Consider the following 14204-nt stretch of genomic DNA (forward strand, 5'->3'; position numbering starts at 1 on the left):
GGCGCAGTCCTCATAAGCTCAGGGCATGATCCGCTCGTTCCTCGAAGGCGTCGGCCTGTTCGGCCGCGGCCTCGGCTTCTGGCTGAGCCGCCCCGGCCTCATGCTCCTCGGCGCCGTCCCCGCCGCCATCGTCGGTGCCGTCTACGTGACCGGCATCGTGCTGCTGGTGGTCTACTCCCCCGCCCTCGCCGACTGGGCGACGCCCTTCGCCGACCGCTGGGACGAGCCGTGGCGCGAGATCACCCGCGCCGCCGCCTCCCTCGCCCTCGTGGGCCTCGGCGTGCTGCTCGTGGTCTTCACCTACACCGCCATCACCCTGGCCGTCGGAGACCCGTTCTACGAGCGCATCTGGCGCGCCACCGAGGAGACCCTGGGCGAGGCCCCCGGGGAGCCCGCCGGCGGATTCTGGGGGCAGCTGGCCCGCGGCATCCTGAACGCCCTGCGACTGCTGCTGCTCGCTCTCGGCATCGGCCTGCTGCTGTTCGCGGTCGGCCTCATCCCGGTGGTGGGCCAGATCGCCGGCCCGGTGCTCGGCGCCCTGTTCGGCGGCTGGGTGCTCGCGCTCGAGCTCACCGGCTTCGCCTTCGACGCCCGCGACATCCCCCTCAAAGAACGGCGACGGATGCTCGGCCACCGCCGCGCGCGCACCCTCGGCTTCGGCGTCGCCGCCTACCTCGTGTTCCTCATCCCGCTCGGTGCCGTGGTCGCGATGCCGGCCGCCGTCGCCGGCGCCACCCGCCTGGCCCGCACCGCGAACGCCGAAGCGGGGCGCCACCTGTGAGGTGACGCCCCGCTCACGGGGTGATGCAGGAGAGACGGATCAGACGGTCTCGAGGGCGTAGCCCTCTTCGCCGTGCACCGTGGTGTCCACGCCGGCGACCTCGTCCTCGTTCTTGATGCGGAAGCCCATCGTCTTCTGGATGATCCAGCCGATGATGAAGGCCATCACGAAGGAGTAGACCAGCACGACCGCGGCCGCGCCTGCCTGCTTGCCGAGCTGCTCCAGCGAACCGGTGTCGAGCAGGCCGATGCCGGCGCCGAAGATGCCGATGTAGAGCGTTCCGATGATGCCGCCGACGAGGTGGATGCCCACGACGTCGAGCGAGTCGTCGAAGCCGAGCTTGAACTTCAGCTCGATCGCCAGGGCGCAGACGGCACCGGCGATGACGCCGAGCACGATCGCCCAGCCCGGGGTCAGGATGTTGCAGGCCGGGGTGATGGCGACGAGGCCCGCGACGGCACCGGAGGCGGCACCGATCGAGGTGGGCTTGCCGTCCTTGATCTTCTCGACGATCAGCCAGCCGATGATGGCGGCGGCGGGAGCGGCGAGGGTGTTGATCCAGGCGATGGCGGCGACGCCGTCGACAGCGGCCTCGGAGCCGGCGTTGAAGCCGAACCAGCCGAACCACAGCAGCGAGGCGCCGAGGAGGGTCAGCGGCACGTTGTGCGGCTTCTGGATGCCCTTCTGGAAGCCGACGCGCTTGCCGAGCACCAGGGCGAGAGCGAGGGCCGCCGCACCGGCGTTGATGTGCACCGCGGTGCCACCGGCGAAGTCGTTGACGCCCCAGACCGGAGCCCAGCCCTCAGCCAGGTTGAACACCCAGAAGGCGACGGGGAAGTAGACGACGGTGACCCAGACTCCGGCGAAGACCATCCAGGCGCCGAACTTGGCGCGGTCCGCGATGGCTCCGGAGATCAGCGCGACGGTGATGATCGCGAAGGTCGCCTGGAAGCCGGCGAAGGCGAGGCCGGCCAGGTCCGGGCTCATGGCGCCCGACTCGTCGATGCCGAGGAGGCTGCCGAGGCCGATCGAGCCGTCGAAGGGGTTTCCGAGGAGACCCGGGATCAGCGGGGTGCCGAAGGCCATGCCGTAGCCGTAGAGCACCCAGAGGACGCCCACGAGGCCCATTGCTCCGAAGCTCATCATCATCATCGAGATGACGGACTTCGCCTTGACCATGCCGCCGTAGAAGAACGCGACACCAGGGGTCATGAGGAGCACGAGGGCGGCTGCAACGAGCAACCACAACGAGTTCAGGTTGCCGGTTACTTCTTCCATATGAATGGTTACCTCTCTATAACGTGCTGGGCGGGTACAACTGGAATTGCTGTGATGCCGAGGGCGAGCACGACGCCGGGGGCGCAATTGCAGGCAGGTGCAGTCTGTCGACAGCACGTTTCGCCGGGAGGCGTGTTCTGTGTACGCCGTGTTACACGGCGGGGCCGAATGTAAATTCGGTGTTACGGGGCGCGCAGAATCTGCAGAGCGGATGCACGATCCCGCGCTTTCGGGATCAGAGCGGATGCCCGGGCTGCGGCCGGTGCAGCTATAGCGACGCCGAAGCGATCAGCCGGGACGTGGCCCTCAGGTACTTCTTGCGATAGCCGCCGTTCAGCATGTCGCCCGCGAAGACCTCGTCGAGCGGGGTGCCGGAGGCGAGGATGCGGATCTGAGCGTCGTAGACGCGGTCGACGAACGCGACGAGCCGCAGCGCATCCGTCTGATTCAGCAGGGGCGCGACGTCGCTGAGCGCGATCACGTCGACACCCTCGATCATCTTGATGTAGCGCGAGGGGTGGATGCTGCCGAGGTGCTCGACGAGTTCGGCGAACGGGTCGAGGGTGATGGACTCCCCCGCCGCGACCCGGCGCCCGACGGCGGCGAGCAGCTCGGCGTCGCTGCCGAACGCGACGGCGTGGCCCTCGATGTCGCGGCGGCGGTAGTCGAGGCCGTCGATCCGCACGATGTCGAAGCGGTCGGCGATGGCCTGGATCTCGCGCAGGAAGTCGGCAGCGGCGAAGCGGCCCTCGCCGAGCGCGTTCGGCGGGGTGTTCGAGGTGGCGGCCAGGCGCGTGCCGCCGGCGACGAGCTCGCCGAGGAAGCGGGTCATCAGCATGGTGTCGCCCGGGTCGTCGAGCTCGAACTCGTCGATGGCGATGAAGCGCGCGCCGTGGAACAGCTTCACGGCCTCGCTGAAGCCGAGCGCGCCGACGAGGGCGGTGTACTCGATGAAGGTGCCGAAGTACTTCGGGCCGGGCGCCGCGTGCCAGAGGGCCGCGAGAAGGTGCGTCTTGCCGACGCCGAAGCCGCCGTCGAGGTAGATGCCGGGCTTGGTCGCCGGCCCCTTCTTCGCCCGGCTGAAGAAGCCGCCCGACTTCGCGGCGGGCTTCCAGCTTCCGGCGAAGGCCGTGATCTTCTCGAGCGCCTCGGCCTGCGAGGGGTAGTCGGGGTCGGGTCGGTAGCTCTCGAACGACGCGGTGTCGAACTGGCGGGGCGGCACCAGGGTCGCGGCGAGCTCGGCCGCCGACATCGACGGGCTCCGCTCGGTGAGGCGCGGCGCCACGGCCTGCTGCTCGGCTGTCATCGGATCATCCTGTGTCTCGGGTGCGCCGCGTCTGGACGGGCGCCGTGTCTCGAACTGTGACCTCCGGCGTGCAGAGCCGGCCGGGGAGGACCTAGATTCGTAGGGGGTGTCACCTACCCTAACTGGAGGTTGTGAAATGACTGTCGAGACCGATTCCGCTCCGAAGTTCGCCGGCTACGCGCATCCGGAGCGCCTCGTGTCGACCGAGTGGCTCGAGGCCCACCTCGGCGAGCCGGGACTCGTGGTCGTGGAGTCCGACGAGGACGTGCTGCTCTACGAGACCGGCCACATCCCGGGCGCCGTCAAGATCGACTGGCACACCGATCTGAACGACCCGGTGCTCCGTGACTACATCGACGGCGAGGCCTTCGCGGCGCTCGTCGGCGGCAAGGGCATCGCGCGCGACTCCACCGTCGTGATCTACGGCGACAAGAACAACTGGTGGGCCGCCTACGCCCTCTGGGTCTTCACCCTGTTCGGCCACGAGGACGTGCGCCTCCTGGACGGCGGCCGCGACAAGTGGATCGCGGAGGACCGCCCCTTCACCACCGAGCGCACGGTTCCGGATGCGGTGGACTACCCGGTCGTCGAGCGTCACGACGCCGAGATCCGCGCCTTCAAGGACGACGTGCTCGCCCACCTCGGCCACCCGCTGATCGACGTGCGGTCCCCCGAGGAGTACAGCGGTGAGCGCACGACGGCTCCCGCCTACCCCGAGGAGGGCGCCCTGCGCGCCGGCCACATCCCGAGCGCAGCCAACGTGCCGTGGGCGAAGGCCGCGGCCGAGGACGGCACCTTCAAGCCCGTCGCCGAGCTCGACGCCATCTACCGCGAGGGCGCCGGCCTCACCGAGGGCGAGCCGGTGATCGCCTACTGCCGCATCGGCGAGCGGTCGAGCCACACCTGGTTCGTGCTGACGCACCTGCTCGGCTTCGAGGACGTGCGGAACTACGACGGCTCGTGGACCGAGTGGGGCAGCACCGTGCGGGTGCCGATCGTCAAGGGCGCCGAGCCCGGCGAGGTGCCCGCGCGCTGAGCTTCCGGCCCGCCCGGGGCGCCGGTCGCCCCGGCGGCGCGCATACTTGAAGGGATGACCGAGAACCAGCTGCCGGCGACGCTCGCCGAGATCCGTGACGACTTCCTCGCCCTCGAACAGCGCGAGCGGCTCGAGATGCTGCTCGAGTTCGCGAACGAGCTACCCGAGCTGCCCCCGCGCTACAGCGAGCACCCCGATCTGCTGGAGCGGGTCGAGGAGTGCCAGTCGCCGGTGTTCATCTTCGTCGAGGTCGAGGACGGGGTCGTGCACCTCTACGCGACCGCGCCGCGCGAGGCGCCGACCACGCGCGGCTTCGCCTCGATCCTGGTGCAGGGCATCGACGGGCTGACCGTCGACGAGGTGCTCGGCATCCCCGACGACTTCCCGAACACGATCGGTCTGACCGAGGCGGTGTCGCTGCTGCGCATCCGCGGCATGACCGCCATGCTCGGCCGCACCAAACGGCAGCTGCGCGAGCGCGTCGCGGCCTGAGCCGCAGCCGCTTCTGCGCGGCCGCTACAGCCCGTTAGCGGTCAGCCAGTCGCTGATCGCGCGGTTCCACTTCACCCGGTCGTAGTTCCAGAGCTTCGTGTGCCGGGCGATCGAGAAGGGCACGAAGGTGACGAGGTCGGGCCGGGCCTCGGCCAGCTTGCGGGAGGCGCCCGAGGGCACGTAGCCGTCGTCGTCGCTGTGCATGAGCAGCACCGGCACGTCGACCTCGTCCGAGCGCTTGACGAAGTCGAGGCGGTCGAGATCGAGCGGATGCTGCTGCCCGGTCACCAGGCGCCCCGGCGCGTGCGTGATGGTGGCGAAGGCCGCATCCCCCACGAGCTCGGGCACCCGGCGCGCCCGCCCCTGGAAGCGCAGCACCTCGCGCCAGTCGACCGCCGGCGACTCGAGGGCGATTCCCCGGATCAGCTCGCGGTGCCGCGCCCGCCCCATCGCCTGCAGCGAGATCGCGCCGCCCATCGACCAGCCCATCAGCACGACGTCGCGGGCGCCGTGCTCGACCGCCCAGGTGATGGCGGAGTCGAGGTCCTCCCATTCGGTGTCGCCGAGCGCGTAGCGGCCGTCGGCCGAGCGCGGGGCCTCGCCGTCGTTACGGTAGGAGATGTGCAGCACGTGGTAGCCGTGCTCGTGGAAGACCGGCAGCGCCCGGATGGTCTCGCCGCGCCGCACCCCGCGCCCGTGCACCTGCACCACCCACTTGGTGGACGCGGGATCGACCGCCGGTACGTACCAGGCGGGCGCCGGCCCCACCGCGGTCGGGACGCCGACCTCCTCGACGGCCACGCCGAGCTCGCTCGGGTGGATGTAGTACCAGCCGCTGATCCGGCCGTTCCGCGCGCGGGAGAGGTCGCCGTAGTCGACGGTCAGCACCGAGCGCCGCACGACGCCGTCGGAGACCGAGAGCACTTCACCGATCCGCGCGTGGCCGGTGTCGGCCGAGAAGCGGAGGCTGTAGAGCCCGGGCAGGATCGAATCGGCCGTGACGGCGAGGTCGACCGTGCCGCCCGCCTCGTCGTAGCCCAGGATGCGCACGTCGTCGACCGGGAGCGACGGGGTCACGATCGCGCGGGAGGTCAGGGCGGCGACCACGGCGCCCGCGGCGGTGACCACCGTGGCGGCGGTTCCGGCGGCGAGGGCGACCACGGCCCAGACAGGGACGTTCGGCCGGACGTTCGGCCGGGTCGACGCAGGGCTCACGCGGGCTCTCCCTTCGGGCGGCACCCGGCGTGCCGTCGCCGGGTGGAACGCAAAGAACTCTAGTCTGCAGACGTGCCCGATTCTCCCTTCAGCCCGGACATTCCGGCGGCGTTCGGCGCGGCGCTCGACTCGCTGCGCCGGGCCGACACGCGCGAGGAGCTCGTCGTGCACGAGATCCCCGCCCCCGGCAACCTGGCCCCCAACGCCGTGGCGCTCGCGGCCGACGTCACGCCTGCCCGGCACGGCGCCGACTCCGAGCTCGGCACGGGGCGGTTCATCCTGCTCCACGACGAGGAGCGCCCCGAGGCCTGGGGCGGCGAGTTCCGGGTGGTCTGCTTCGCGCAGGCCCCGCTCGAGACCGAGATCGGGCTCGACCCGTTCCTCGCCGACGTCGCCTGGTCGTGGCTCGTCGACGCGCTCGACGCGCGCGGCGCCAACTACCTGAACGCCTCGGGCACCGCCACGAAGATCATCTCGACCGGTTTCGGCGAGCTGCAGGCACAGGGTGACGGGGCCCAGATCGAACTCCGCGCATCCTGGACCCCCACCGACCACAACATCCAGGCCCACGTCGAGGGCTGGAGCGAACTGCTGTGCATGCTGGCCGGCCTTCCCCCCGTGGTCGACGGGGTGACGATGCTGCAGACCAGGCGAGCACGACGTGACTGAGGACCCCATCGAGACACCGGCTTCATCCCCCGCCCCCATCGCCGTCCCGGCGCGCACCGTCATCACCACGGTCGACGACTTCCACGACGCGGTCGAGGCCATCGCCGCGGGCCACGGCCCCATCGCCGTCGACGCGGAGCGCGCGAGCGGCTTCCGCTACTCCCAGCGGGCCTATCTGATCCAGCTCTACCGGCGCGGCTCGGGCACCTTCCTGATCGACCCGCCCGCGATCGAGGAGTTCGCTCCCCTGCAGTCGGTGATCGGCGACATCGAATGGGTGCTGCACGCCGCCAGTCAGGACCTCCCCTGCCTCCGGGAGGTGGGCCTCGAGCCGAGCACGGTCTTCGACACCGAGCTCGCCGCGCGGCTGCTGGGCATCCCCCGGGTGGGGCTCGGCACCGTGGTCGAGGAGCTGCTGGGCATCCACCTGGCGAAGGAGCACTCGGCAGCCGACTGGTCGACCCGCCCCCTGCCCGCCTCGTGGCTCGAGTACGCCGCCCTCGACGTCGAGCTGCTGATCGACCTGCGTGACTCGATGGCCGTGCTCCTCCAGGAGCAGGGCAAGCTCGAGATCGCCGCGCAGGAGTTCGCCGCCGTCGTGGCGAAGGAGGACAAGCCGCCGCTCGCCGAGCCGTGGCGCCGCCTCACCGGCATCTCGGCGCTGCGGGCCGACCGGCACCTGGCCGCCGCCCGCGAGCTCTGGCTCGCCCGCGACGAGCTCGCCCGGGCCACCGACACCGCTCCCGGGCGTCTCGTGCCCGACGCCTCGCTGATGGTCGCCGCCCGCGCCCTGCCCACCTCGCGCCGGGAGCTCGCCTCGCTGAAGCAGTTCTCGGGCCGCGCCAGCCGCAGCGAGATCGACCGCTGGTGGGCCGCCATCGAGCGCGCACTGACGACCGACGACATCCCCGTGCAGCGCCGTGGCACCGACGCCCTCCCTCCCCCGCGCAGCTGGGGCGACCGCAATCCCGAAGCGGATGCGCGGCTGAAGACCGCGCGCACGGCCCTCGCCGAGCTCTCCGCCGACCGCGCCATCCCGCTCGAGAACCTCCTGACGCCCGACTTCCTGCGCCGCGTGGCCTGGAATCCGCCGTCGCCGCTCACCCTCGAGAGCCTCTCCGACGCCCTCGCCGAGCTCGGTGCGCGCCCGTGGCAGATTGAACTCACTGCACAGCCGATCCTGCAAGCCTTTGTGGAACCCCACCAAAGCGCCGATCCGGCCGAGAAAGCCGATTCGTAGGAAGAATCAAACGATTCCTGGCTGTCAGGGGGCCCCTCTACGATCGAGACGTTCCCAACCAGGAGGCATTGTGGCCGAAAGAACTGAAGTCGTTTTCGTCGATGGAATGCGCACCCCCTTCGGGCGCGCGGGCGAGAAGGGCATGTACTGGCAGACCCGCGCCGACGACCTTGCGGTCAAGGCGATCACCGGAGTGCTCGAGCGCAACCCGCAGCTCCCCAAAGACCGCATCGACGACGTCGCCATCGCGGCGACCACCCAGCAGGGCGACCAGGGGCTGACCCTCGGCCGCACCACCGCCATCCTCGCGGGCCTGCCGCTCTCGGTGCCCGGCTACGCGATCGACCGCATGTGCGCCGGTGCCATGACCAGCGTCACCACGGTGGCCGGGGCGATCGCCTTCGGCGCCTACGACTTCGCCATCGCGGGCGGTGTCGAGCACATGGGCCGGCACCCGATGGGCTTCAACGCCGACCCGAACCCGCGCTTCCTCGCGGAGCGGCTGGTCAGCGGCGAGGCGCTCAACATGGGCAACACGGCCGAGCGCATCCACGACCGCTTCCCGCAGCTCACCAAGGAGCGCTCCGACCGCTACGCGCTGCGCAGCCAGCAGAAGGTCACGGCGGCCTATGAGGCGGGCAAGATCCAGCCCGACCTGGTGCCGGTCGCCATCCGGAGCGGTGAGGGCTGGGGGCTCGCCACGCGTGACGAGGCGCCGCGCCCCGAGACCACGATGGAGGGCCTCGCCGGCCTCCGCACCCCGTTCCGCCCGCACGGCCGCGTCACCGCGGGCAACTCCTCGGGGCTGAACGACGGCGCCACCGCCTCGCTGATCGCGAGCGAGACCGCGGCCCGGGAGCTCGGCCTGCCCGTGCGCATGCGGCTGGTCTCGTTCGCCTTCGCCGGCGTCGAGCCCGAGATCATGGGCATCGGCCCGGTGCCGTCCACCGAGAAGGCGCTGCGCAAGGCCGGGCTGTCGATCGACGACATCGGCCTGTTCGAGCTGAACGAGGCGTTCGCCGTGCAGGTGCTGTCCTTCCTCGACCACTTCGCGATCGACGACGACGACCCGCGGGTGAACGAATACGGCGGCGCGATCGCGCTCGGGCATCCGCTCGCCTCGTCGGGTGTGCGCCTGATGATCCAGCTCGCCCGGCAGTTCGAGGAGCACCCCGAGGTGCGCTACGGCCTCACCGCGATGTGCGTGGGCCTCGGCCAGGGCGGCACCGTCATCTGGGAGAACCCGAACTGGAACAAGAAGGCGAAGGCAGCGCGATGACCGACTACGCAACGATCGACTTCTCCGATCTCGAGGCCTTCTCGGTCGACGAGGTCGTCACGCACTCGCTGGTGCGCGACGTGCCGCTGCCGAGCGGCAAGACGCTCGCGCTGATCACGCTCGACAACGGGCGCGACCACACCCGGCCGAACACGCTCGGGCCGGTCGGCCTGCTGGAGTACCTGCACACGCTGCAGGGCCTGCGCGCGCGGGCCGCGGCCGGCGAGATCGACGCGGTGGCCGTCACCGGCAAGCCGTACATCCTCGCCGCCGGCGCCGACCTGAGCAAGGTCGGCGAGATCCCGAGCAAGGACGCAGCGCGCAAGATGGCCCAGCTCGGCCACTACGCGTTCGGTGAGATGAAGAAGATCGGCGTGCCGAGCTTCGCCTTCGTCAACGGGCTCGCGCTCGGCGGCGGTGTCGAGGTGGCCCTGGCCGCCGACTACCGCACCATCGACTCCTCGACGCCCGCGCTCGCACTGCCCGAGGTGTTCCTCGGAATCATCCCGGGCTGGGGCGGCGCCTACCTACTGCCGAACCTGATCGGCATCGAGAACGCCCTGAAGGTCGTGATCGAGAATCCGCTCAAGAACAACCGCACCCTCAAGGGCCAGGAGGCCTTCGACCTCGGCATCGCCGATGCCATCTTCGGGCCGGGCAACTACCTCGAGGACTCGCTGAAGTGGGCCGACGGGGTGCTCACCGGCGCCGTGAAGGTGAAGCGCCCGAACGAGCCGGGCAAGGTCGAGCGGCTGGTGAAGTGGGACGCCGCGGTCGGCATCGCCCGCAAGATGCTGGAGTCGCGCATCGGCACCGTCGCGAAGTCGCCGTACCGCGCGCTCGACCTGCTGAAGGCCGCGAAGTCGGGCACGCCCGAGGAGGGCTTCGAGCGCGAGGACGAGGCGCTGGCCGAGCTGATCGCCGGCGACCAGTTCCGCGCGAGCATCTACGCCTTCAACCTGGTGCAGAAGCGCGCCAAGAAGCCGGCCGGAGCCCCCGACAAGGCGCTGGCGAAGAAGGTCACGAAGGTGGGCGTCATCGGCGCCGGCTTGATGGCCTCCCAGTTCGCGCTGCTGTTCGTGCGCCGCCTGCAGGTGCCGGTGGTCATCACCGACCTCGACCAGTCGCGGGTCGACAAGGGCCTGGAGTACATCCGCGGGGAGATCGCCACGCTGCTGTCCAAGGGCCGCATTTCGAGCGACGAGTCGAACCGTCTGAACGCGCTGGTCTCGGGCACCACCGACAAGGCGGAGTTCGCCGACGCCGACTGGGTGATCGAGGCCGTCTTCGAGGAGCTCGGCGTGAAGCAGGACGTCTTCGCCGAGATCGAGAAGCACGTCTCCGAGACCGCGGTGCTCGCCACGAACACCTCGTCGCTCTCGGTGGAGCAGATCGGGGCGAAGCTCGCCCACCCCGAGCGGCTGGTCGGCTTCCACTTCTTCAACCCGGTGGCGGTGATGCCGCTGATCGAGGTGGTGAACGCCCCGGCCACCGACGAGGCCACCCTGGCGACCGCCATGGGCGTCGCGGCGAAGCTGAAGAAGACGGCAGTCATCACGCGCGACACCCCCGGCTTCGTGGTCAACCGCGTGCTGGCCAAGGTGCTGGGCGAGGCGATGCACGCGGTCGACACGGGCACCCCGTTCGAGGTGATGAACCGGGCGCTCGACCGCTTCGGCCTGCCGATGACCCCGTTCGAGCTGCTCGAGCTGGTGGGCCTCAAGGTCGGCGCGCACGTGCTCGACACCCACCACGCGGCGTTCCCCGACCGCTTCTTCGAGAGCTCGAACCTGCACGCGCTGGCCGAGCACGGTCGCATCTTCGATCGCGACGACAAGGGCAAGATCAAGGGCTTCGACAAGACCGCGGTCAAGATCGTCACCCCGCCCAAGGGCACCGGCACGCCGATGACCGAGGACGAGATCGCCCGCCGCGTGGAAGACGGCCTGGCCGACGAGGTTCACCGCATGCTCGAGGACGACGTGGTGCACGCGGCGGAGGACATCGACCTCTGCCTCATCCTCGGCGCCGGCTACCCGTTCCAGATGGGCGGCCTGACGCCCTACCTCGACCGGGTCGGCGCCTCGGAGCGCGCCTTCGGAGACACCTTCCACCACCCCCTGATCAAGGGCGTCGAGTAGCCCCTCGGCTCTCACCCCTCGAAGCGGCCACCGCACTCTCCCGGGTGTCGGTGGCCGCTTCTATGGTGGGGGCATGGTGACCGGAAACAGCGGGAAGACGCAGTACTACGTGGCGGCCTCGGTCGACGGGTTCATCGCCGATCGGGAGGGCGGCCTGGAGTGGCTGCTGCAGTTCGGGTTCGAGGAGTTCCAGGGCGGGTACGACGCGTTCCTGGCCGAGGTGGGCGTGGTCGTGATGGGGTCGGCCACCTACGAGTTCGTGCTGGCCGAGGGTGGGCCGTGGGCCTATCCCGAGCAGGTGTCGTGGGTGCTGAGCTCGCGTCCGCTGCCCGTGCCCGAGGTGCAGGAGGGCGAGCTGCGGTTCGCCCGCGGCGACGTCGCCGAGCTGCACGCCCAGTGGGTCGAGGCGGCGGGCGGCCGCAACATCTGGATCGTGGGCGGGGGCGTCGTGGCGGCACAGGTGGCCGACGCGGGGCTGCTCGACGAGATCGTGCTGACGACGATGCCCGTGGTGCTCGGCGCGGGCACGCCGCTCCTGCCCGTCGCGGCCACGAGCGGCGTTCTGACCGTCTCGGGCACGCAGGTGCATCCGAGCGGCGCGATCACCACGCGCTACGCCCTCCCCCGCACCTGAGCAGGCGCAGCCGCGCTCAGCGGCTGGCGGGGTGGAACGGGGTCGAGCCGGTGTCGGCCGAAGGAGCCGCCGAGTCGGGGTGCGACGAGGACGGGCCCGCGGAGGCGGGGCGGGAGTTGACGGGACGGGCGATCGGGATCTTGTTGCCGCGCACCTGGGCCACGAGGTCCTCCGCGATCTGCGTGGGCGTGAGCCCGACGCGCTCGAGGATCTGCTCGCGCGTCGCGTGCTCGAGGAACTCGTCGGGCAGTCCGAGCTCGGTGACGGCCGTGTCGACGCCCGCCTCGCGCAGGTCTTGACGGATGCGCGTGCCGATGCCGCCGACCCGCACGCCGTCCTCGATCGTCACGACGATGCGGTGCGCATCCGACAGCTCGATGATGCTCCACGGCACGGGCACGACCCAGCGCGGGTCGACGACCGTGCAGCCGATGCCCTGCTCGGCGAGCAGCTCGGCCACGTCGAGGGCGATGGTGGCCATGGTGCCCACGGCGACGATCAGCACGTCCTTCGACTCGCCCTCGCGCAGCACGTCGACACCGTCGCCCGTGCGGCGGAGCGCTACAAGCTCGGGCCCTACGGAGCCCTTCGGGAAGCGGATGACGGTCGGCGCATCGGTGACACGCACGGCCTCGGCCAGCTCCTCGCGCAGACGCTCGGCGTCACGCGGGGCGGCGAGACGGATGCGCGGCACCACCTGGAGGATCGCGAGGTCCCACATGCCGTGGTGGCTCGCCCCGTCGGGCCCGGTGACGCCCGCCCGGTCGAGCACGAAGGTGACGCCGGCCTGGTGCAGCCCGACGTCCATCAGGATCTGGTCGAAGGCCCGGTTGACGAAGGTGGCGTACAGCGCGACGACCGGGTGCAGGCCGCCGAAGGCGAGCCCGGCGGCCGAGGTGACGGCGTGCTGCTCGGCGATGCCGACATCGAGCACGCGGGACGGGAAGCGCTCGGCGAACTTGTGCAGCCCGGTCGGGCGCAGCATCGCCGCGGTGATCCCCACGATGGTCGGGTCGTTCTCGGCCTGCACCACGATCTCGTCGGCGAAGACGCCCGTCCAGGACTGGGCGCCCGAGGAGCCGATCGGCTCGCCCGTCTCGGGGTCGATCTGCCCGACGGCGTGGAACTGGTCGGCCACGTCGGCGAGGGCGGGCTCGTAGCCGCGGCCCTTCTCGGTGATGGCGTGCACGATGACGGGCGCTGCATAGTCCTTGGCCTGGCGGAGGGCCTCCTCCATCGCCCGCACGTCGTGCCCGTCGATGGGGCCGACGTACTTGATGTCGAGGTTGGCGTAGAGCGCCGCGTTGTTCGTCAGACGGCTGAGGAACCCGTGCAGGCCGCCGCGGGCGCCGCGGTAGAGCGCGCGTCCCGGGGCGCCGAGGTGGTCGAACAGGCGACGGCTCGACTGGTGCAGCTGCTGGTACTTGGATGCGGTGCGCACGCCGTTGAGGTATCGCGCCATGCCGCCGATGGTCGGCGCGTAGGAGCGGCCGTTGTCGTTGACGATGATGACGAGGTTGCGGGAGTTGTCGTCGCTGATGTTGTTCAGCGCCTCCCAGGTCATGCCGCCGGTGAGGGCGCCGTCGCCGACGACGGCGACGACGTGCCGATCGGTCTGGCCGGTCATCTCGAAGGCGCGCGAGATGCCGTCGGCCCAGGAGAGGGAGCTCGACGCGTGCGAGGACTCCACGACGTCGTGCGGGCTCTCGGAGCGCTGCGGGTAGCCGGCGAGGCCGCCCTTCTGCCGCAGCATCGAGAAGTCCTGGCGACCCGTGAGCATCTTGTGCACGTAGGACTGATGGCCCGTGTCGAACACGATGGCGTCGCGCGGCGAGTCGAAGACGCGGTGGATGGCGATGGTCGTCTCGACGACCCCGAGGTTCGGCCCGAGGTGCCCGCCGGTCTTGGAGACCTCGGCCACGAGGAACGCCCGCACCTCGGCCGCGAGGACTTCGAGCTCCTCGGTCGAGAGGGCGTCGAGATCACGCGGACCCCGGATCTGTTCGAGCAGGCTCATACCTTCCACCTTCCCACGCCCAGCTGAATTCGCAGTCTACGCCGCTCGGAAACGTCACCCGGGGACGCACCGGAAACGACCGAGCGGTGGGGCCCGGAGGCTCCCACCGCTCGCTT

The 14204-nt window shown here is 70.6% G+C and carries 12 protein-coding genes; 8 read left to right on the forward strand and 4 right to left on the reverse strand.

The window, feature by feature from the left end:
- Positions 1–25 precede the first annotated feature (25 nt).
- Positions 26–781 carry an EI24 domain-containing protein gene (locus HQQ85_RS03360; RefSeq protein ID WP_173181073.1) on the forward strand — a complete coding sequence of 252 codons (756 nt, stop codon included), beginning with the start codon at positions 26–28 and terminating at the stop codon, positions 779–781.
- Between the two features lie 39 nt (positions 782–820).
- On the opposite strand, the gene HQQ85_RS03365 is transcribed toward HQQ85_RS03360, so the two are convergent.
- Entirely contained in the window at positions 821–2059 is a 1239-nt protein-coding gene (locus HQQ85_RS03365; protein WP_173181074.1) for an ammonium transporter, read from the reverse strand.
- Positions 2060–2327: 268 nt separating this feature from the next.
- On the reverse strand, positions 2328–3365 hold the full coding sequence (zapE, locus tag HQQ85_RS03370) for a cell division protein ZapE (protein ID WP_173181075.1): 1038 nt from the start codon (positions 3363–3365) through the stop codon (positions 2328–2330).
- A gap of 136 nt (positions 3366–3501) precedes the next feature.
- Here zapE and HQQ85_RS03375 point away from each other — a divergent pair, with 136 nt between their 5' ends.
- Entirely contained in the window at positions 3502–4401 is a 900-nt protein-coding gene (locus tag HQQ85_RS03375) for a sulfurtransferase (RefSeq protein ID WP_173181076.1), read from the forward strand.
- A gap of 54 nt (positions 4402–4455) precedes the next feature.
- Positions 4456–4893, forward strand: a complete 438-nt coding sequence (locus HQQ85_RS03380) for a SufE family protein (protein WP_173181077.1) — start codon at positions 4456–4458, stop codon at positions 4891–4893.
- Positions 4894–4917: 24 nt separating this feature from the next.
- Here the strand turns inward: HQQ85_RS03380 and HQQ85_RS03385 are convergent, their stop codons facing one another.
- Positions 4918–6108 (reverse strand): alpha/beta fold hydrolase, encoded by a 1191-nt coding sequence (locus tag HQQ85_RS03385; protein ID WP_216851413.1) that lies wholly within the window; start codon positions 6106–6108, stop codon positions 4918–4920.
- 72 nt (positions 6109–6180) lie between these two features.
- Here HQQ85_RS03385 and HQQ85_RS03390 point away from each other — a divergent pair, with 72 nt between their 5' ends.
- From HQQ85_RS03390 to HQQ85_RS03410, 5 genes are all read left to right on the forward strand, one after another.
- The gene (locus tag HQQ85_RS03390) at positions 6181–6777 is read left to right on the forward strand and encodes a DUF3000 domain-containing protein (protein ID WP_173181078.1); all 597 of its coding nucleotides are present in this window, start codon (positions 6181–6183) and stop codon (positions 6775–6777) included.
- A 37-nt stretch (positions 6778–6814) separates the two neighbouring features.
- Positions 6815–8017 (forward strand): HRDC domain-containing protein, encoded by a 1203-nt coding sequence (locus tag HQQ85_RS03395; protein ID WP_173181701.1) that lies wholly within the window; start codon positions 6815–6817, stop codon positions 8015–8017.
- Positions 8018–8087: 70 nt separating this feature from the next.
- Positions 8088–9296, forward strand: coding sequence for a thiolase family protein (locus HQQ85_RS03400; protein ID WP_173181079.1), 1209 nt, complete (start codon positions 8088–8090; stop codon positions 9294–9296).
- Positions 9293–11437 carry a 3-hydroxyacyl-CoA dehydrogenase NAD-binding domain-containing protein gene (locus HQQ85_RS03405; RefSeq protein WP_173181080.1) on the forward strand — a complete coding sequence of 715 codons (2145 nt, stop codon included), beginning with the start codon at positions 9293–9295 and terminating at the stop codon, positions 11435–11437. The genes HQQ85_RS03400 and HQQ85_RS03405 overlap by 4 nt, the downstream gene beginning before the upstream one ends.
- A gap of 73 nt (positions 11438–11510) precedes the next feature.
- Positions 11511–12071: a dihydrofolate reductase family protein gene (locus tag HQQ85_RS03410; protein ID WP_173181081.1), complete on the forward strand. Its 561-nt coding sequence runs from the start codon at positions 11511–11513 to the stop codon at positions 12069–12071.
- Positions 12072–12087: 16 nt separating this feature from the next.
- On the opposite strand, the gene dxs is transcribed toward HQQ85_RS03410, so the two are convergent.
- Entirely contained in the window at positions 12088–14088 is a 2001-nt protein-coding gene (gene dxs / locus HQQ85_RS03415) for a 1-deoxy-D-xylulose-5-phosphate synthase (protein ID WP_173181082.1), read from the reverse strand.
- Between the last annotated feature and the right edge of the window lie 116 nt (positions 14089–14204).

Source organism: Herbiconiux sp. VKM Ac-2851 (genome assembly GCF_013205105.1).
GTDB classification, from domain to species: Bacteria; Actinomycetota; Actinomycetes; order Actinomycetales; family Microbacteriaceae; genus Herbiconiux; species Herbiconiux flava.

Coding starts and splice junctions, on each gene's coding strand:
- HQQ85_RS03360 (WP_173181073.1), top strand. CDS start 26: ATGATCCGCTCGTTCCTCGAAGGCGTCGGCCTGTTCGGCCGCGGCCTC.
- HQQ85_RS03365 (WP_173181074.1), bottom strand. CDS start 2,059: ATGGAAGAAGTAACCGGCAACCTGAACTCGTTGTGGTTGCTCGTTGCA.
- zapE (WP_173181075.1), bottom strand. CDS start 3,365: ATGACAGCCGAGCAGCAGGCCGTGGCGCCGCGCCTCACCGAGCGGAGC.
- HQQ85_RS03375 (WP_173181076.1), top strand. CDS start 3,502: ATGACTGTCGAGACCGATTCCGCTCCGAAGTTCGCCGGCTACGCGCAT.
- HQQ85_RS03380 (WP_173181077.1), top strand. CDS start 4,456: ATGACCGAGAACCAGCTGCCGGCGACGCTCGCCGAGATCCGTGACGAC.
- HQQ85_RS03405 (WP_173181080.1), top strand. CDS start 9,293: ATGACCGACTACGCAACGATCGACTTCTCCGATCTCGAGGCCTTCTCG.
- HQQ85_RS03410 (WP_173181081.1), top strand. CDS start 11,511: ATGGTGACCGGAAACAGCGGGAAGACGCAGTACTACGTGGCGGCCTCG.
- dxs (WP_173181082.1), bottom strand. CDS start 14,088: ATGAGCCTGCTCGAACAGATCCGGGGTCCGCGTGATCTCGACGCCCTC.